15 protein-coding genes are annotated in these 18190 nt (G+C 71.3%); 5 read left to right on the top strand and 10 right to left on the bottom strand.

The features are described 5' to 3' along the window. Positions 1–142 precede the first annotated feature (142 nt). The 3 genes from ASG74_RS16310 to ASG74_RS16300 all read right to left on the bottom strand — a co-directional run bounded on the left by ASG74_RS16310 (position 143) and on the right by ASG74_RS16300 (position 4891). On the bottom strand, positions 143–4042 hold the full coding sequence (locus ASG74_RS16310) for a DNA polymerase III subunit alpha (RefSeq protein WP_056146164.1): 3900 nt from the start codon (positions 4040–4042) through the stop codon (positions 143–145). 108 nt (positions 4043–4150) lie between these two features. Then, positions 4151–4570 carry an SAV_6107 family HEPN domain-containing protein gene (locus ASG74_RS16305; protein ID WP_056146154.1) on the bottom strand — a complete coding sequence of 140 codons (420 nt, stop codon included), beginning with the start codon at positions 4568–4570 and terminating at the stop codon, positions 4151–4153. A gap of 6 nt (positions 4571–4576) precedes the next feature. Next, complete coding sequence (locus ASG74_RS16300) at positions 4577–4891, bottom strand: DUF6504 family protein (protein WP_235499072.1); 315 nt, start codon at positions 4889–4891, stop codon at positions 4577–4579. A 138-nt stretch (positions 4892–5029) separates the two neighbouring features. On the opposite strand from ASG74_RS16300, the gene ASG74_RS16295 reads away from it, so the two are divergent. Then, the gene (locus ASG74_RS16295; RefSeq protein ID WP_056146151.1) at positions 5030–5551 is read left to right on the top strand and encodes a YbaK/EbsC family protein; all 522 of its coding nucleotides are present in this window, start codon (positions 5030–5032) and stop codon (positions 5549–5551) included. A 259-nt stretch (positions 5552–5810) separates the two neighbouring features. Here the strand turns inward: ASG74_RS16295 and metF are convergent, their stop codons facing one another. Continuing rightward, positions 5811–6698, bottom strand: a complete 888-nt coding sequence (metF, locus tag ASG74_RS16290; protein WP_056146147.1) for a methylenetetrahydrofolate reductase [NAD(P)H] — start codon at positions 6696–6698, stop codon at positions 5811–5813. Between the two features lie 71 nt (positions 6699–6769). On the opposite strand from metF, the gene ASG74_RS16285 reads away from it, so the two are divergent. Next, positions 6770–7855, top strand: coding sequence for a polyprenyl synthetase family protein (locus tag ASG74_RS16285; RefSeq protein ID WP_442910094.1), 1086 nt, complete (start codon positions 6770–6772; stop codon positions 7853–7855). Between the two features lie 319 nt (positions 7856–8174). Here ASG74_RS16285 and ASG74_RS16280 read toward each other — a convergent pair whose 3' ends face one another. Further along, on the bottom strand, positions 8175–8546 hold the full coding sequence (locus ASG74_RS16280) for an Rv2175c family DNA-binding protein (protein WP_056146143.1): 372 nt from the start codon (positions 8544–8546) through the stop codon (positions 8175–8177). 141 nt (positions 8547–8687) lie between these two features. On the opposite strand from ASG74_RS16280, the gene ASG74_RS16275 reads away from it, so the two are divergent. The 3 genes from ASG74_RS16275 (at position 8688) to ASG74_RS16265 (ending at position 12803) form a co-directional block, all read left to right on the top strand. Then, positions 8688–9821: a LysM peptidoglycan-binding domain-containing protein gene (locus tag ASG74_RS16275; protein WP_056146141.1), complete on the top strand. Its 1134-nt coding sequence runs from the start codon at positions 8688–8690 to the stop codon at positions 9819–9821. Between the two features lie 62 nt (positions 9822–9883). Next, positions 9884–11866 carry a Stk1 family PASTA domain-containing Ser/Thr kinase gene (pknB, locus tag ASG74_RS16270; RefSeq protein ID WP_056146139.1) on the top strand — a complete coding sequence of 661 codons (1983 nt, stop codon included), beginning with the start codon at positions 9884–9886 and terminating at the stop codon, positions 11864–11866. A gap of 1 nt (position 11867) precedes the next feature. Further along, positions 11868–12803: a DMT family transporter gene (locus ASG74_RS16265; protein ID WP_056146136.1), complete on the top strand. Its 936-nt coding sequence runs from the start codon at positions 11868–11870 to the stop codon at positions 12801–12803. An 84-nt stretch (positions 12804–12887) separates the two neighbouring features. Here ASG74_RS16265 and ASG74_RS16260 read toward each other — a convergent pair whose 3' ends face one another. The 5 genes from ASG74_RS16260 to ASG74_RS16240 all read right to left on the bottom strand — a co-directional run bounded on the left by ASG74_RS16260 (position 12888) and on the right by ASG74_RS16240 (position 18183). After that, a complete protein-coding gene (locus tag ASG74_RS16260) occupies positions 12888–13961 on the bottom strand; it encodes a threonine aldolase family protein (protein WP_235499071.1) in 1074 nt (357 codons plus the stop codon). A 2-nt stretch (positions 13962–13963) separates the two neighbouring features. Continuing rightward, a complete protein-coding gene (locus ASG74_RS16255; RefSeq protein ID WP_056146133.1) occupies positions 13964–15316 on the bottom strand; it encodes a class II 3-deoxy-7-phosphoheptulonate synthase in 1353 nt (450 codons plus the stop codon). A 164-nt stretch (positions 15317–15480) separates the two neighbouring features. Next, positions 15481–16185, bottom strand: coding sequence for a response regulator (locus ASG74_RS16250; RefSeq protein WP_056146130.1), 705 nt, complete (start codon positions 16183–16185; stop codon positions 15481–15483). Then, positions 16182–17375 carry a MacS family sensor histidine kinase gene (macS, locus tag ASG74_RS16245; RefSeq protein WP_235499070.1) on the bottom strand — a complete coding sequence of 398 codons (1194 nt, stop codon included), beginning with the start codon at positions 17373–17375 and terminating at the stop codon, positions 16182–16184. The genes ASG74_RS16250 and macS overlap by 4 nt, the downstream gene beginning before the upstream one ends. Beyond that, entirely contained in the window at positions 17365–18183 is an 819-nt protein-coding gene (locus tag ASG74_RS16240; RefSeq protein ID WP_056146125.1) for a lysophospholipid acyltransferase family protein, read from the bottom strand. The genes macS and ASG74_RS16240 overlap by 11 nt, the downstream gene beginning before the upstream one ends. Positions 18184–18190 lie beyond the last annotated feature (7 nt).

Raw genomic sequence — 18190 nt, 5'->3', positions numbered from 1 at the left:
TTTCCCTCCGTGCAGGTGCAGGTCCGTCGTCGGCGACGGGCGGCTGCTCCCAGTGTCGAGGCAGCCGGACACGGCGGCAAGACACACGGCCGCCCCGAATGCTTGGCAGGCTCCGTCGTGGTCGGGCTCGACGCCTGATCGGTCAGTGGCCGGAGCTGCCGGGGCTCGAGTGCCAGAGCTTGCGCGACGGTGTCCCATGCTCGGGGACGGCCAGCGGTGCCACGGAATGACCGTTGCGGGTCGAGCCTCCGGCCGGCTTGATGTCGGCGTAGGGCGACTGCCTGAAGCCCGACGCGTGCACGAGCACCCTTCGCTTCCCACCGGTGTCGGCCTCCCGCTCCCCCGCCGCGGCCCGGGCGGTCGCCTCGGCGTCGGCGTCCTCGAGGGCCCGCACCACCGCGGCATGACCACCGTCGCGCCATGCCTCCCACAGGCCGGCGAGCTCCCAGGCACCGGTCGCCCGGATCGAGATCCCGCGAGGACCGGTACGACGAACGACACCACGCACCAGCAGCAGCCAGGAATGGAAGATCGTTGCGGCATACGGGCCCTGGACGTCCTCGAAGAAGGTGGCGTCGACGGGACCGGTCGCGTCGTCGAGGGTGAGGAAGACGACGCGGCGACCCGAACGGATGGGCGGAGTCTGCGTCGCGACCTTGACCCCAGCGATCCAGACCTCGCTGTTGCTGCGCGAGCGGAGCAGGTCCCGGCTGCGGACCACACCCAGGGCGTCGAGCATCGGACCGTAGAACTCGACGACGTGCGCTGACGCGTCGAGCCCGAGGACGTCGAGCTCGGCACGCACCCGCTCGGTGCCGGTCATCTCGGGCAGCCCGGCGCCGGGGGTGAGCTCGGGCCGGTCACCGAGGTCGAGGGTGAGCTGGACCGGCTGGTCCTCGGCGGCGACGACAGGGCGCGCACCCTGCGACTGGGCTGCGGCCCGTTCGCGCACCTCGCTCCCCCGGATCGACGGCGGTGGCGTATGCCGTCCGCCCCCGAGGCTTCGCCCGGCCCGACCGCCCCGGGTCGCCTTCTCCCACCGGTCGAGCTCACTGACGTGGAGGAGCAGGTCGCGGCGGGTGATGCGGCCGCGCCGACCCAGCCCCGAACCCGAGACCCCGATGCCGTGCATGGAGTCGAACGCCCCGGCGAGGACGAGCCGCTCGACGACTGGCCGGCTCACGGTGGCCCGGGACCAGAAATCAGCGAGGTTCGAGAACGGCTGTCCTGCAACGATACTCGCGACTTCGGCGTCGCTGATCCCCTTGACGTCGGTGAGTGAGAGCCGGATGCCGTAGTCGCTGGCGTCGGGCAGGTCAGGGTGCACTGGAGTGAAGGCCGGCTCCCTCCCGTCGGCACGACCCTCGAGCCGCTCGATGCGGTAGGTGTCACCCGAGGCGTTGACGTCGAGCCCGAGGACGGCGATGCCCAGGGACCGGGCGTCGTCGAGGATGAGCCGTTTGGGATACATGCCCGGGTCGTGGGTGAGGACACCCGCGAGGAAGGCCGCGGGGTGGTGGGTCTTGAGCCAGGCGGAGTGGTAGGTCGGCAGCGCGAACGCCGCCGCATGCGCCTTGCAGAAACCGAAGGACGCGAAGGACTTGAGCACGGCCCAGATCTGGTCCACGTCGTCGGGTGAGTACCCTCGCGCCCGGGCCGCGGGACGCCACCACTGCTCGATCTCCTCCTGCCCCTGGGGTGAACCCATCGTGCGCCGCACCTCGTCCGCCTGGGCGAGGGTGACCCCCGTGGTCTCGGCGACGATCCGCAGGACCTGCTCGTGGAAGACGACGACGCCCTCGGTCTCGGCGAGGGCCGGCACGAGCGTCGGGTGGAGCAGCTGCGGCTTGGACCAGCCGTGCCGGCTCTCGAGGAAGGGCCGGATCATGTCGGACTTCACCGGTCCGGGCCGGAAGAGCGAGATGTCGATGATGAGGTCGCCGAACCGTTCGGGTCCGAACTTGCCGATGAGCTCGCGCTGCCCCGGGCTCTCGATCTGGAAGCACCCCAGGGTGTGGGTCGAGCGGATGAGCCGGAAGGTCGCCTCGTCGTCGAGCGGCACCTGCGCCTCGTCGTCCAGGTCGACGTCGACCCCATCGACCCGGCGCACCTCGGTGACGGCGTGCGCCATCGCCGACTGCATGCGGATGCCGAGGACGTCGAGCTTGAGCAGCCCGAGCGTCTCGACGTCGTCCTTGTCGAAGTGGCTCATGGGGAAGCCGAGCCAGCTCGCCTCGACCGGGGTGCGGTCGAGCAGGCCGGCGTTGGACAGCACGACTCCGCACGGGTGCAGCGCGATGTGCCGGGGCAGCCCGTCGAGCCGCTCGACCAGGTCGAAGAAGGTGTCCAGACGCGGTGCATCCAGTCCGCGAGAACGCAGCTCGGGCAGGTCGGCGATCGCACTGCGGGCATCCTTGGCCCGGATGTGCGGGAACGCCTTGGCGATCTCGTCGACCTCGACGGGCGGCATCCCGAGCGCGGCACCGACGTCACGGATGGCGTGCCGCACCTTGTAGGTGTCCATCATCGACACGCACGTCACCCGGTCTCCCCCGAAGCGGTCGAGGATCGCCTCGTAGATCTCGGTCCGCCGCGCCGACTCCACGTCGATGTCGATGTCGGGCAGCTCGGCACGCAGCGGCGAGCAGAACCGCTCCATGAGCAGGTCGTGGCGGATCGGGTCGACGCCACTGATGCCGAGCAGGTAGTTGACGAGCGACCCGGCCCCCGAGCCGCGAGCCGCGACCCGCACTCCCCTGTCCTTGATGAGGTCGGTCACCTCCGCGACGGTGAGGAAGTACGTCGGGTACCCCAGGTCCGCGATGACGCGCAGCTCGTCGTCCAGGCGCGACAGCACCGTATGCCGTGCCGCGTCTCCCAGCACCGGGAACCTCGTGTGGACCCCGGCTCGACACCGCTCGGTGAGGACCTGCTGCGGGTCCACCCCGGCCTCGATGCCCAGGATGCTCGGTTCGGGCAGGTGCACGGCGCCGATGCCGAGGTCCGCCCGGGCATCCTGGACGCACTCGTCGGCCAGGGCGAGGGTGGTACCGAGAAGCCGGGCGGCGCGTGCGTTGTCCCCGGTGATCTCGAGGGCCCGCAGCCACATCTCCTCACTGCTCGCGAGGTGGCCGGCGTCGGTGACCCGGTCGAGGTGGCGGGAGTCGAGGACCACGAGACGGCGAGCGGCGTCGAGGACGTCAACGGTGCGCACCCCGTCACGGTCGGCGTGGCGCACCGCCGCGGTGAGGACGGCCGGCACCCGGACCTCGTCGGCGAGGCCGAGCAGGTGACGGGCATGGACCCGGGAGCCCGCAGTGCCCTCGGGACCACCGTTGCCCACGACCTCGATGGCGAGGGCGTCCGGCGGCAGGAGCGCCCGCCACCTCTCGAGCCGGGCCCGGGCCTCGGTGGGGCGACGAGCGAGCAGCGCCCGTCCCACGTCGGAGTCGGGTCCGAGCAGCACCCGCAACCGGCTCGGCCCTCCCCCTGCGTGCATTTCTCGCCCAATTCCCCCCAAATGCACACGCGGTGTCTGTTCATTTGGGGGGAATTGGGCGAGAAATGCACGGTCTGCGGGGTCAGAGTCGCCGCCGCGACACCAGCGGGCGATGAGGTCGGGCAGGGTGACCGGGGTGCCGCGCTCGCCGCGCAGGTGGGTGTCGGTGACGAGCCGGCACAGGGCCGCCCAGCCGAGCGCCCGGTCGACACCGGCCGCGCGACCGCGCGCCAGGACGGTGACCCGCGGGAGCCGGGGGTCGACGACCGCGCCACCGCGCACCGGGGTGCGGACCCTGGGTGGGCGGCGTCCGGGCACCGGCTCCTCACCGACGGCGAGGTCGACACCGAGGATCGGGTTCAGGCCCGCCCGGCCGCAGGCCATCGCGAACCGCACCGCGCCATAGAGGCCGTCGCGGTCGGTGAGGGCAAGGGCGGGCTGCCCATCGGCGGCGGCGCGCTCGACGAGGTCCTGCGGGGTCGACGCCCCGAACCGCATCGAGTAGCCCGAGGCCACGTGCAGGTGCACGAAGTCACCGGTCATACCCACCACGACCCAACCTCGACTGATTGCCCGTTCGGACAGTGAGGAGCGCAGCGATGAACTGCCCGAACGGGCAATCAGTCGGTTCTGGACGTCTTCCGGCGCCACTCATGCCGTCCCCCGGGTGGCGGCGAGGCGGCGTGCCGCTCGCTCGGCCCGCGGCACACCCAGGGCGACGGTGACCGCTTCGACGAAGGTCTCGGCGGCACGCAGCAGGTCGTCGGCCTCGCGCACCGACACCCGGACCGTGTGCGACTCGACCTCGTGCCGGCGCACTGCCGCGAGCGCGAAGAAGTCGGCCCACTCACCGAGCTCGGGAGCATGGGCGGCAAGGAGCGGCCAGAGGTCCTGGTACGAACCGCGACCGCGCCTGCCGGGTCCTCGCTGACCGGCGACGAGGGCCGCGGCGGCCCGCATCGCGGCGTCCTGGGAGGCGACGAAACGAGCGGCAGCCAGCTCCGCGGCATACGCGTCGGCAAGGCACTGGCGGGACTGCTCGAGGAGGGCGAGAGCGGGAGCGGCACCCATGGCGCGTCAGTCCTGTGCCCGGAGCAGGACCCAGGGGGCGCTGCACCCGTCGGCGGCGTCGGAGGCGAGGTCGTAGACGCCGGTGCCCGCGGCGCTCCCGGCTTCGACCCGCCAGACGTGCCGTTCGGGTCGCTCACCCAGGTCCTCGAGGTCGCGCCACCAGGCCCGGCGCTCGCTCCAGTCGTCGAGGACCTCGCGGACGACGAGGATGCGGCCGCGCCACATGAAGGCACGTGGGCGGGACCGGACGGCGAGCGAGCAGTCCCCGGCAGGCACCACAGCCTCGACCCGGACCTCGACAGGTTCTTCGTACCGGCGCACCACGACATGGCCTCCTCAGGCAGGATGGGATGAGGGCGAGAAAGAGCTTCTCCAGCCCGGACGTTGTTCGAACACTTGTTCTACTACGACACTGTACAACTACGCGACACCACGTCGTCAAGCCCCTACGCTGACAGCATGAGCCAGCCGGGAGACGCCGTCTCCGCAGACGACCTGAGTGAGCACCCCTCGGTCGCCGTCGTGCTGAGAACCCTTGCGGCACACCATGTCCAGCCCGTCGTGCGCTTCCTGCCCGATGCCGTCCGGACCGCCCGCGCCGCCGCCGACGCGCTTGGGATCACCCCCTCCGAGATCGCCAACTCCCTCGTCTTCGCCGGCCACCGCCATGACGGCTCCATCGAGCCGCTGCTCGTCCTCGCCTCCGGCGGGCACCGGGTCGACCAGAACCGCATCGCCGGCCTGCTGGACCTCGCGAGCCTCGAGAAGGCGACCCCCGAGCAGGTGCGCACCTGGACGGGCTTCGCCATCGGCGGCGTCGCCCCGGTCGGGCACCCCACCCCCCTGCGCACCGTCGTCGACGTGACGCTCAGCAGCGTCGACGAGGTGTGGGCCGCGGCAGGGCACAGCCACTCGGTCTTCCGGACGACCTACGACGAGCTCCTGCGGATCACCAGCGGCAAGGCGATCCAGGTCGACTGACTCGCGTCACCGCGGCACTGGGACACCGGGACACCGGGACACCCGGGGCACTGGGACACCGGACCCGGACCCGGACCCGGACAACGGAACGGCCGCGTCGCCGGGATGACGAGCGCCCCTCCACGCTCACCGACCTGGCAACGCGGCCGTGCCCTCACTCTGGTGCCATCCGGGCCACCGCGGATCAGTACAGGTACTCAGGTTCGACATGCCCGAGGTACTCAGACGCCAAACCTCACGTTGCGGGCCGCCCAGCCGGTCAGCGGGCGGTGGCCGAGAGTCCGAGGTTGTCGTAGACCTCGAGCGTCGCGGTGGAGCGGTTCATGGTGATGAAGTGCAGCCCCGGCGCGCCCTCGGCGAGCATCCGCTGCGCGAGCTCGGTCGCGATCTGGACGCCGACAGCACGCACGGCGGCCGGGTCATCGCTCACGGCCTCGAGGCGGCCGACCACGGCCGGCGGCAGTGGCGTGCCCATGAGCTGGGTCATCCGGGTGATCTGCCGCAGATTGGTCACCGGCATGAGCCCCGGGGTGATCGGCAGGTCGCGGTGCTGCGCGACGCGGTCACGCAGCCGCAGGTAGCTGTCGGCGTCGAAGACCATCTGGGTCACCGCGAAGCTGGCGCCCGCGTCGGCCTTCTTGAGCATGACCTCGACGTCCTGGTCGAGGTCGGCCGACGAGGGATGGACGTCGGGGAACGCCGCCACCCCGATCGTGAAGTCGCCCAGGGTGCGGATGAGCGCGACGAGGTCGGTGGCGTGGTCGAGGCCCTCGGGGTGCGCGACCCAGGCTCCTCCGGGGTCGCCCGGCGGGTCGCCGCGCAGCGCGAGGATGTTGCGCACGCCGGCCGCCGCGTACTGCCCCACGACTCGACGGATGTCCTCGACGGAGGCGCCGACGCAGGTGAGGTGGGCCAGCGGGGTGAGGGTCGTCTCGCGCGCGATGCGCTCGGTGACCCGGACGGTGCGGTCCTGGGTACTCCCACCCGCCCCATAGGTCACGGAGACGAAGTCCGGCCGCACCCGCTCGAGCCGGCGGATGGCATCCCAGAGCACCGCCTCGGACGCGTCATCCTTGGGCGGGAAGAACTCGAAGCTCACCGAGGGTCGCTTCCCAGCGAGGAGTGCGGGGATCGAGCGGGGCGCCATGCGGGTGAGATTAGTACGGCGTGCAGGCCGTAGGCTCGGGTCCGACACACCGTGAGATGCGAGGAGCGTTCGTGACCAGCCCGTTGGACGAGGCCGATCTCCGCACCCGCGTGCAGACCTGTATCGACGAGGAGCTCCAGCACCAGACCGTCGTCCTCGACGAGCTCGGACCGGACGTCGCCGACCTCCTGGACCGGGTCCGCGCCCTCCTCGCCGGTGGCAAGCGCTTGCGCGCCGCGTTCCTCTACTGGGGCCACCGCGCTGCCGGGCGCCCCGACTCGCAGGCCCTCGTGCGGCTGGCGAGCGCCATGGAGTTCTTCCAGGCCGCCGCCCTCATCCATGACGACGTCATGGATGACTCGGACACACGACGCGGTATGCCGGCCGCCCACCGCGCGCTCGCGGCCGTCCACACCGAGCGTGGCTGGGATGGCGACGACGAGCGGTTCGGCGTCGCGGGTGCCATCCTCGCCGGCAACCTCTGTCTCACCTGGACCGACGAGCTCATGGCCACCAGCGGGCTCGACGTGGACGATCTCGCCCGTGGTCGGGTGGTCTTCGACCGGATGCGCACCCAGCTCATGGCCGGGCAGTACCTCGACGTCGTCGACTCCGTCCGCCCGTGGGACGACCTCCCCGCGGCGGAGCGCCTCGAGCGCGCAGAGCGGGTCATCCGCTACAAGAGTGCCAAGTACACCGTCGAGCACCCTCTGCTCATCGGGGCCACCGCGGGTGGCCTCGGCGAATCCGATCTCGCGCACCTCTCCTCCTACGGCTTGGCCCTCGGTCACGCCTTCCAGCTGCGCGACGACCTCCTCGGCGTCTTCGGTGACCCCGGGGCCACGGGCAAGCCGGCTGGCGATGACCTGCGTGAGGGCAAGCGCACCGTCCTCATCGCCCACGCCCTCAGCGGCACCGACCATGCCGGCGGCGAGGCCCTTCGCACCCACCTCGGCGCCCCCGACCTCGACGCCTCCACCATCAACGAGCTGCGCGACATCATCACCGCCTCGGGAGCAGTCGACGCCGTCGAGGCCGACATCACCACCTTGGCCACCACGGCCCGCGCCTCCTTGGCCGCCGCCACCGGTGTGGCACCCGACGCGGCAGCGGTCCTCAACGACCTGGTGGAGATCAGCACGGCCCGCACCGCCTGACCGCCGCCTCATTTCTGCGGCGGTCGCGCGACCGCCGCAGAGCGTGGTGACCGGCGTCCACATGGGGACGGCGGTCACCAACATGGGCGCCGGTCGCGCCGCCCCTTGCCTCTGCGCATCTGGTTGCTCTGACCACCACCTCCGCAGACGTTGCGAGAGTGGCGAGCCGCGTGAAGGTGACGCAGCAGGAGGAGCAGGAACATGCTGGTTCGCCGCCGGCTGGGCCTGGCGGGAGACCGGAGCGCGCTCAGCGCGCGAGGGTCGGATGGGACAGCGGCGAACCAGCACGTTCCCCTGCGACGTCAGTCGCGCAGGACCCTCAGAAGGCGAGCTCCATGGCCCGTCGTCGCACCTCGGTCTTGAACCCTCCACGCAGCGAGTCGATCGGTGCTCCCTCGACGGGCAGCGACGCGTCGGGGGTGAAGAGCCACGTGAGGATCTCGGTGTCGTTCATCCCGCCGTCAGCGAGGACGGTGAACGTGCCCTTGAGCGCGGGCAGGACGCCCTCGTTGTCGAGGAACTTCTCGGGGACCGCGACGACCTTGCGCTCGCCGATGCGGGCGGCCAGCACCTCGCGGTCGTCGATGAGGCGGCGGACCGTCGACATCGGGAGCTCGAGCCGCTCAGCGAGGTCGGGGACGGTCAGCCACTGGCCGACGAGGGTTTCGAGGTCAGGCAGCGCATCGGTCACGTGGTCAAGCGTGCCACACCGGCTCCTTCCCACGAACTAGTCACAACCGCTACTCTGTTCACGCTTACCACAGGAGACACACAGACAACACGACCAACACGACGGCCCGACGCGGGTTGTCGTCTCGGAAAGGACGGCCTCATGGTCATCGCCCTCCCCCCTGCGACGGTTGCTCCCATGGGCGTCGTCCCCGCCGCCGCGTTCGCCCACGCGAGCCCGGCGCCCCACGGCTGGACGAGCTACACGGTCAAGCGCGGAGACACCCTCATCGGGCTCGCCGCGACCTTCCGGACGACGCCGCACGCGCTTGCTGCCAAGAACCAGATCACCGAGGCCCGGCGCCTGTGGGCCGGCGCGACGATCCAGGTCCCCGGCAGGGCCGGTTCCGGGCCGAAGGCGGCCCCACGCGCCGCCCGGGCCACGGCGACGCACACGGTGAGGGCCGGCGAGACGCTGTACGACCTCGCCGCCCGCTACGGCACCACGGTCCCCGCCCTCGCCAAGGCCAACGGCATCTCCAGCGGGTCGTTCATCTTCCCGGGGCAGCACCTCCGACTGCACGGTGCGGCGGCAACCAAGGCGTCCCAGGCGAAGGCCACGTCGAGGGCCAGGGCGGCCAGCACGGCATACACGGTCAGGAACGGCGACACGCTGCTGGGAGTCGCGGCCAGGCACAGCACCACCGTCGCCGCGATCGTCAAGGCCAACGGGCTGCGCGGCACCGTGATCTACTCCGGCCAGCGCCTGGCCATCCCCAGCCCGGCACAGCGCAGGACCGCGCCCAAGGCCACGAAGCTGGCGAACACGTTCGCCGGACGCACCTACCCGGACAGGGTCGTCTCCAACGCGGCCCGCAACCGCGAGATCCTCGCCGCGCGCACCGTGCCGACCCGCACCCAGACCAAGTCCCTGATCGCGGCGACCGCCCGCCGCCATGGCGTCGACCCGCGACTGGCGCTCGCGGTGTCCATGCAGGAGTCCGGTTGGAACCAGCGCCAGGTCTCCGTGGCCAACGCCGTGGGGATCATGCAGGTCATCCCCTCCGGAGGTGAGTGGGCCTCCTCGCTCGTCGGCCGCGACCTCGACCTCCTCAAGCCCCAGGACAACGTCACGGCGGGCGTGGTCATGCTGCGTGCCCTCACCCGTGCGGCGGACTCCGAGGACGAGGCCATCGCGGGCTACTACCAAGGCCTGTCCAGCGTGAACCAGCGCGGGATGTTCACCGACACCAAGCAGTACGTCGCCAACATCAAGGCGCTCAAGGGCCGTATGTGACACCGGTGGGGCGGCGCACCGGGGTCCACGAAGTGCGGTCACCCAGTCCGTACACTCAACTGGTGCCCACCGCCTCCACCGACGACCTCGTCGGCGAGCTCCTCGACGGTCGCTATCGCGTCATCGAGCGGTTGGCCGACGGTGGGATGGCGACGGTCTACCTGGCCGTCGACACGCGCCTCGACCGCGAGGTCGCCCTCAAGGTCATGCGGTCGCACCTGGCCCAGGACGCAACGTTCCGCTCCCGCTTCCACCGCGAGGCCCGCTCCGCCGCCCGGCTGTCGCACCCCGGTGTCGTCGCGGTCTTCGACCAGGGCGAGGACGAGGGACGCATGTTCCTTGCGATGGAGTACGTCCCCGGCCAGACGCTGCGCGAGGTCATCGACACCGAGGGTGCCCTCACGCCAAGGGCAGCGATCGACATCATGGTCCCGGTGCTCGACGCCCTGGCTGCCGCTCACCGCGCCGGCATCATCCACCGGGACGTCAAGCCCGAGAACGTCATCCTGCGCGAGGACGGCGCGGTCAAGGTCGCCGACTTCGGGCTGGCGCGGGCGGTCACGTCGCAGACGGTGACGTCGTCCTCGGGGCTCCTGCTCGGGACGGTGGCCTACCTCTCCCCCGAACAGGTCGAACGCGGCATCGCCGACGCCCGCAGCGACGTGTATGCCGCCGGCCTGGTCTTCTTCGAGATGCTCACCGGCTCCAAGGCGTTCGACGGCGACACCGCCATCAACGTCGCCTACCAGCACGTGCACGCAGGCGCTCCTCGGCTGCGCAGCCGCGCCCCCGACGCCCCCGAGATCCTCGACGAGGTCGTGGCCGCGGCCACCTCGCTCGACCCCGACGGTCGTCCGGCCGATGCCGCCGCGTTCGCAGCCATGCTGCGCACCGCACGGCGTGAGCTCACCCCCGAGGAGCTCGACGACCGGCCGGTCGACGTCGCAGCCGTCGCGTCGACCCTCACCCGCACGACGGCCCTGCCCGTGGAGCGGCACCGCACCGGCGCGACAGCCGCCTCGGCGCCCGCCCGGGGCGCACCGACCCGCGTCGGGCCCTCCCTGCGCGACCAGGTGCGTGGAGCTCCACCAGCGACTCCCGGGGTGCCTGTGAACAGCGGCAGGACCCGCACCGCCGCACCCCGCCCTCCACGCCGCGCCGTGTGGCCGTGGATCCTCGTGGTCGTCTCCGCCGCCATCGCCTCAGCCACGGCGTGGTTCTTCATCGCCGGCCCCGGTGCCCCGACCATCGTCCCCACCGTCGTGGGCAAGCCCGTGGTGGCTGCCGAGAGCACGCTGCGTGCCCAGCACCTCGACCCCAACCGGCAGGACGAGTTCAGCGAGACCGTGGCCAAGGGCCTGGTCATCGCGACCGACCCCCAGGCCAACGCAGAGGTGCGTCGTGGCACCACCGTGACGTTGCTGGTCTCGCAGGGACCCGAACGCTACGTCGTGCCGACCCTGGGCGGGGTCGGCCTCGAGGACGCCAAGGCCCAGCTCGCCGACGTCAACCTCGTGGTCGGCAAGGTCACCGAGACCTTCAGCGAGGACGTCGAGAAGGGGCAGGTCATGGCGACCGACCCCAAGGCCGGCACCCAGCTCAAGAAGGGCACCCCGGTCGCCCTCACCGTGAGCAAGGGCCGCGAGCCCATCACGGTCGAGAACTTCACCGGCAAACCGCTCGCCGACGCCAAGGCGGCCCTGGGCAAGGCCGGTCTCGTCGTCGAGGAGGCCGGGCCCCAGGAGAACAACGACACCATCCCGGAGGGGTCGATCATCCGTCAGGACCCGGCGGGTGGCACGCTCTTCAGGGGTGACAAGGTGTCGGTGGTCGTCTCCAAGGGACCCGTCAAGGTCGCCGTGCCGAGCGGGCTCGTCGGCAAGCAGGCCAGTGAGGTCGAGGGAATCCTCAAGGCCGCCGGCTTCACCGTGAAGATCGTCGAGGGCGGCATCCCGGGCATCAACTTCGGCACCGTCGGCCGGGTCACCCCCGGCGAGGGGACCATGGTCGACAAGGGGTCTCTGGTCACCCTCACGACGGTGTGACGTGACGCTTCCCGCCCCGCCCGCCCATAGTGGTCGGGCCCGCCTCGCCGTCCTCCTGCTGCTGGCCGTCACCGCCGTCTGGGGGTCGACGTTCTTCCTCATCCGCGACCTCGTCGAGCATGTCCCGTCGGCCGACTTCCTCGCGGTGCGCTTCGGCATCGCCGCCGTGCTCATGTTTGCGCTCTTCCACCGGCAGACCTTGGCGTTGTCCCGTCGCGAGCTCACCCTCGGAGCCGGGCTCGGTGTCCTGTATGCCGTGGCGCAGCTCCTGCAGACCGTCGGGCTCGAGACCACCGCCGCGTCGGTCTCGGGGTTCCTCACGGGGACCTACATCGTCCTCACCCCGGTCCTCGGCGCCCTGCTCCTGCGTGACCACATCCCCCGGGCCGCGTGGCTGGCTGCCTCCATCGCCACCGTCGGCATCGCGGTGCTGTCGCTGCAGGGCCTGGCCATAGGGTTCGGCGCGGCGCTGACGCTGGGCTCGGCCGTGATCTATGCCCTGCACATCCTCGCGCTCGGCCGCTGGTCCACCGGCTCGACGGCGCTGGGGCTGTCGACGGTCCAAGCAGCCGTGATCGCGCTCATCTGCCTCATCGCCGCCGTCCCCGACGGCGTCGCCCTCCCCTCGACCGGGGGCCAGTGGGCCTCCCTGCTCTACATGGCCGTCGTCGCGGGTGCCGGTGCACTTGTCGCGCAGACCTGGGCCCAGGCGCACCTCACGGCCACCCGGGCCGCGATCGTCATGGCGATGGAGCCGGTCTTCGCGGCACTGTTCGCCGTCCTCTTCGGCAACGAGGGCGTCACGGTGCGGCTGCTCCTGGGCGGCGGGCTCGTCCTGGCTGCCATGTATCTCGTCGAGCTGCGCGGCAGCGAGCACCCGGAGGATGCCTCAGCCCTTGAGGACCCGCCGGCGGAGATCCTCCACCACGACGTCTGACCACCGCGACTGATTGCCCGTTCGGCCAGTCGCGAGCGCAGCGAGCCACTGGCCGAACGGGCAATCAGTGGGGAAAAGTGGCTGTCAGGCCCGGGACAGGAGGTCGACGAGGACCTCGGTCGCGGCGTCGGTGGCCGCGTCGTCGACGTCGAGGTGCCAGACGAGGCGCACCGCACGCGGGCCGGCGGCATAGGTTCGTATGCCGCGTGCCCCCGTCGCCTCGACGAGCTCGGCAGGCGTCCAGGAGGTCCGGGAGAGATCTAGCATCACGATGTTGGTCTCGACGAGCTCCGGGCTCACGACGCTCGGGGCGACGGCGCCGACCGCCGCAGCGAAACGGGACGCCCGGGCGTGGTCATCTGCCAGTCGCTCGATGTGGTGGTCGAGGGCGTGAAGGCCCGCGGCCGCGAGGATGCCGACCTGGCGCATGCCGCCCCCGAAGCGCTTGCGCCAGATGCGGGCTCGCTCCATGAGATCCGTCGAGCCCACGAGCACCGAACCGACCGGGGCGCCCAGGCCCTTGGACAGGCAGACGCTCACCGTGTCGAACTCGCGGCCATAGTCCGCCAGCGGGATGCCCGTGGCGACATGGGCGTTCCAGAGCCGCGCCCCGTCGAGGTGCATCGCGACGCCAGCCTTCTGGCTCACCGCCCGCACCTCACGGATCGCCTCGAGCGACTGGATCGTGCCGCCGCCGAAGTTGTGGGTGTTCTCGACCACGATGAGGGCAGTCCCCACCTGGTAGGGGCCGGCACCGACGCTCATGAGGTCGAGCGGCCCAGACGGCACGAGGCGGCCGTGCTCGCTCGCCCAGCTCCGTGACGAGATGCCCGAGAGCACGGCGGCAGCGCCGAGCTCGGCGCGCAGCACGTGGGCGAGGGTGTCGGCGATGACCTCCTGGCCGGGCTCCACGTGCAGCCGCATGCCGAGCTGGTTGGCCATGGAACCCGTGGGCGTGAAGAGGGCGGCCTCGTGCCCCAACAGCGAGGCAACGCGCGACTCCAGCGCGGCGACGGTCGGGTCCTCACCGAAGACGTCGTCACCCACGGGCGCCTGCGCCATCGCGTCGCGCATGGCCTGCGTCGGTTGGGTCAGCGTGTCGGACAGGAGGTCCGCGATCCAGCGACGCGGCATACGCGCGTCCGTCGGGTCGGCCACGGTCAGTCCCGGCTGAGCATCTCGGCGACGAGGAACGCCAGCTCGAGACTCTGCTGGTGGTTGAGCCGCGGGTCGCAGAGCGACTCGTAGCGCTTGTTGAGGTCGGCGTCCAGGATCTTCTCGGAGCCGCCGATGCACTCGGTGACGTCGTTGCCGGTCAGCTCGACGTGGATGCCGCCGGGCACCGTGCCCAGGCCTTGGTGGACCTCGAAGAAGCCGCGCACCTCGTCGACCACGTCCTCGAAGTCGCGGGTCTTGTAGCCGGACGCCGACTCGAACGTGTTGCCGTGCATCGGGTCGCAGATCCACGTGACCGCCGCCCCACTCGCGGTGACCTTCTCGACGATCGCCGGCAGGGACTCGCGGACCTGGCCGGCGCCCATGCGGGTGATGAAGGTGAGGCGACCCGGCGTGCGGTCGGGGTCGACGAGATCGATCATCCTCAGCAGGTCGTCAACCTGGGCCTTGGCCGAGACCTTGACACCGATCGGGTTGTGGATCCGGCTGACGAAGTCGAGGTGCGCCCCACCGAGGTCGCGGGTGCGCTCCCCGATCCAGATGAAGTGGCCGGAGGTGTCGTAGAGGTCGCCGGTGCGTGAGTCGACGCGCGTGAGCGGCCGCTCGTAGTCGAGGAGCAGCGCCTCGTGCGCCGCGAAGAACTCGGTCGTGCGCATCGCCTCGAAGTCGGCACCACAGGCGGCCATGAACTTCATCGCCTTGTCGATGTCACGGGCGATCTTCTCGTAGCGCTGGTTGGCCGAGTTCGCGACGAAGCCGCGGTTCCAGTCGTGGACGTGGCGCAGGTCGGCGAAACCACCGGTCGTGAACGCCCGCACGAGGTTGAGCGTGGCGCTGCTCGCGTGGTAGGCGCGCACGAGCCGCTGCGGGTCGGGGTTGCGCGCCGCCTCGGTGAACTCGAAGTCGTTGACCATGTCACCGCGGTAGGCCGGCAGGGTCACGTCCTCGCGCGTCTCGGTGTTGCTGCTGCGCGGCTTGGCGAACTGCCCGGCCATGCGCCCCACCTTGACCACCGGCACGGAGGCGCCGTAGGTGAGGACCGCCGCCATCTGCAGGATCGTCTTGATGCGGTTCTTGATGTTGTCGGCCGTCGCCCCGGCGAAGGTCTCGGCGCAGTCGCCGCCCTGGAGCACGAACGCCTCGCCACGACCCGCGGCGGCCATGCGGTCACGCAGGACGTCGCACTCGCCGGCAAAGACCAGTGGCGGATAGGTCGCGAGCTCGGTCACGGCTGCGTCGAGGGCGCCGGCATCCGGCCAGAGCGGCTGCTGGGCCGCGGGCAGGTGCGGGGTCGCCTCGAGGTGGGTGCGCAGGGTGGGATCGGTGGTCAGGCTCACCCGGCAAGGATAGGCCGGTCGTCGACACGTGCCTGCGGCGCCCGTATGCCGGTCAGTCCCCCGCCGCTGCCGGTGCGCTGCCTCGAGATGACCACTTCTCGGTGAGGCGACCAGCTCGGCATGGTCGCGTGGGCGAGAACTGGTCACCTCGCGTCACGAGAGGCTCAGGCGTCCTGGCCGGCCGGCGCGTCCTCCAGGCCCCGGGCCAGGGCGAACCGGACGAGCTCGACGCGGTTGTGCAGGTGCAGCTTGCCCAGCGTGTTCTGGACGTGGTTCTGGACCGTGCGGTGCGACAGGACGAGCTCGGCGGCGATCTCCTTGTAGGACATGCCTGTCGCCACGAGCCGCAGCACCTCGGTCTCGCGCTCGGTCAGCTCGGGGATGGGCCGGTCGGCCGGCCGGGCCGCGGTCGCTCCCTCGTCACCGGCGGCCATCCGCCGGAACTCGCCGAGCACCAGCCCGGCCAGGCCGGAGGTGAACACCGCCTCACCGCGCGCGGTGGCCGCCACCGCCTCGACGATCTCCTGACTCGAGGCGGACTTCACGAGGTAGCCGGTCGCGCCCGCCTTGATGGCGGCGAGCACGTCGAGCTGCTCGCCGCTGGCGGACAGGATGAGGACCCGGGTCTCGAGGTCGCCCAGGGCACGGCACACCTCGTCGCCGCGCATCCCGGGCAGGTTGAGGTCGAGGACCAGCACGTCCGGCCGGGTGGCGCGGGCGCGGCTCACGGTCGAGGGTCCGTCCGCTGCGGTGGCGACGACGTCGAGACCGGCCTCGACGAGGTCGCGCTCGAGGGCACGCAGCCACAACGGGTGGTCGTCGGCCACGAGCACCGTGGTGCGTGCCGGGGTGGGGGCTTCCTGGGTCATGCGGGCTCCTCGCGCGGGACGGTGATGACGACGCGGCAGCCTCCGCCGGGTCGGGTGCTGATGTCGGCGCTTCCGCCGAGGGCGCGGGCTCGCCCGAGGATCGACTGGCTCACGCCGAGCCGTCCCCGGCTCGCGGCCGTGAGCAGGTGGTCGGGCTCGTCGCCGACACCGTTGTCGCGCACGGTGATCGTGATGCTCTCGGCATCGTCCTCGAGCAGCACCCAGGCCCGGGCGTCGTCGCCGGCGTGGCGCGCCACGTTGTCCAGAGCAGCGACCACTGCTGCGTCGAGCTCCTCGGCACGCGTCGCCTCGACCGGCACGGGCCCTCCGGGGAGCGCCAGGCTGACACGGTCGTCCTCGTGGGCACCGAGAACCAGTCGGAGGTCACGGCGTGAGTCCACGCCCTCCACCGCGCGCGGCAGGAACCCGTCCTGGGACACGAGCCGCCGCAGGGTGCGTTCCTGCTCGGCCGCCAGGCCGCCGAGCTCCGCGGCTTCACCACCGATCTCCTCACCCCGCCGGTGGACGAAGGCAAGGGTCTGCAGCACGCCGTCGTGGACCACCCGGGCCAGCCGGTCGCGCTCGCGCAGCCGCTCGCGTTCGGCCACGACCTGCTCGTAGCGGCTCATGCCCTCACGCGCGAGGTCGACCGCGAGGCCGATGAGCCCCCCGAGCATGAACAGCAGCAGGATGTTGTGCCACGTCGTCTGGGTCGGCGTGCCGACCTCGAGCAGGTCGGCCCCGGAGACGACAGCGGCCACGACGAGCCCCCCGATGCGCCCGTGGAGCACCGCGGCCCCCGCCACGCAGCCCGCCGCCCAGATGGTCGGCAGGGTGAACTGGCCGGCAGCCACGTCCTCGGCCCGGTCGGCCAGGAGGGTGGCGAAGATGCCGGCGACCGCAAGGAGGACCTCGACGCCCAGCAGCCAGGTGGTGCGTCGCCGGAAGGCGAGCAGCGCCAGGCTGAAGGCCATGAGGACCGCGATGGTCGTGAACGCGACCCACGGGTGCGTCATCGAGTCGTGCCGGCGCACGACGAGCAGACCGGCATACAGGGCCGCGACGGGACGGAACCAGTCGAGCCCACGCGAGAAGGCCTCGACGATGACCGGCTCGGAGCGAAGGGTGCGCGGAGAGCGCGAGGTCACCCCGAACAGGCGCCCGCGCCCGGTCCTGTGCTCAGCCGGCACGTTGTTCGTCGGCACCGTCGGCCCGATCGGCGTCGGCCACGCTGCCACCCTCGAGCTCACGCTCCAGCTCGTCGACGGCCCGTCCCGGCTTGGCGGCCTCGGCCTGCTCCCGCTGGAGTCCACGCTTGGCCCGGGTCAGCCGGTCCTTCATCGAGCCGGCATACATGTCGACGTACTCCTGACCGGAGAGCTCCATGAGCGCATACATCACCTCGTCGGTGATCGACCGCAGGACGAAGCGGTCGTCCTCCATGCCCTGGTAGCGCGAGAAGTCCAGCGGCTCGCCGACGCGCACGCCGACCCGCATGACCTTGGGGATGACCTTGCCCGTGGGCTGCGCCTTGTCGGTGTCGATCATGGCGACGGGGATGACCGGCACGCCGGCCTCGAGGGCCATGCGGGCGACACCGGTCTTGCCCTTGTAGAGGCGGCCATCGGGTGAGCGCGTCCCCTCGGGGTAGAGCGCCAGCAGCTCGCCCTTGCGCAGGATCCTCAGCCCTGTGGCGAGGGCGGCCTCGCTGGCTGCGCCGCCGGCACGGTCGACGGGCACCTGCCCCGCGCCGCGGAAGAACGCCGCCGTGAGCCGCCCCTTGAGGCCCACCCCCGTGAAGTAGTCGGCCTTGGCGAGGAAGGTGATGCGGCGAGGCACGACGAGCGGCAGGAAGATGGAGTCCGAGAACGACAGGTGGTTGCTCGCGAAGATCGCTCCACCGGACTCCGGGATGTGCTTCTCACCCTCGACCCAGGGCCGGAACAGCATCTTGAGCAACGGCCCCAGGATCACCGTTTTGAGCACCCAGTAGAACACCGGCTTC

This window comes from Knoellia sp. Soil729 (assembly GCF_001427985.1).
In the GTDB taxonomy this organism is placed as follows: Bacteria; Actinomycetota; Actinomycetes; order Actinomycetales; family Dermatophilaceae; genus Knoellia.
This window is presented reverse-complemented; position numbering and strand designations above follow the sequence as displayed.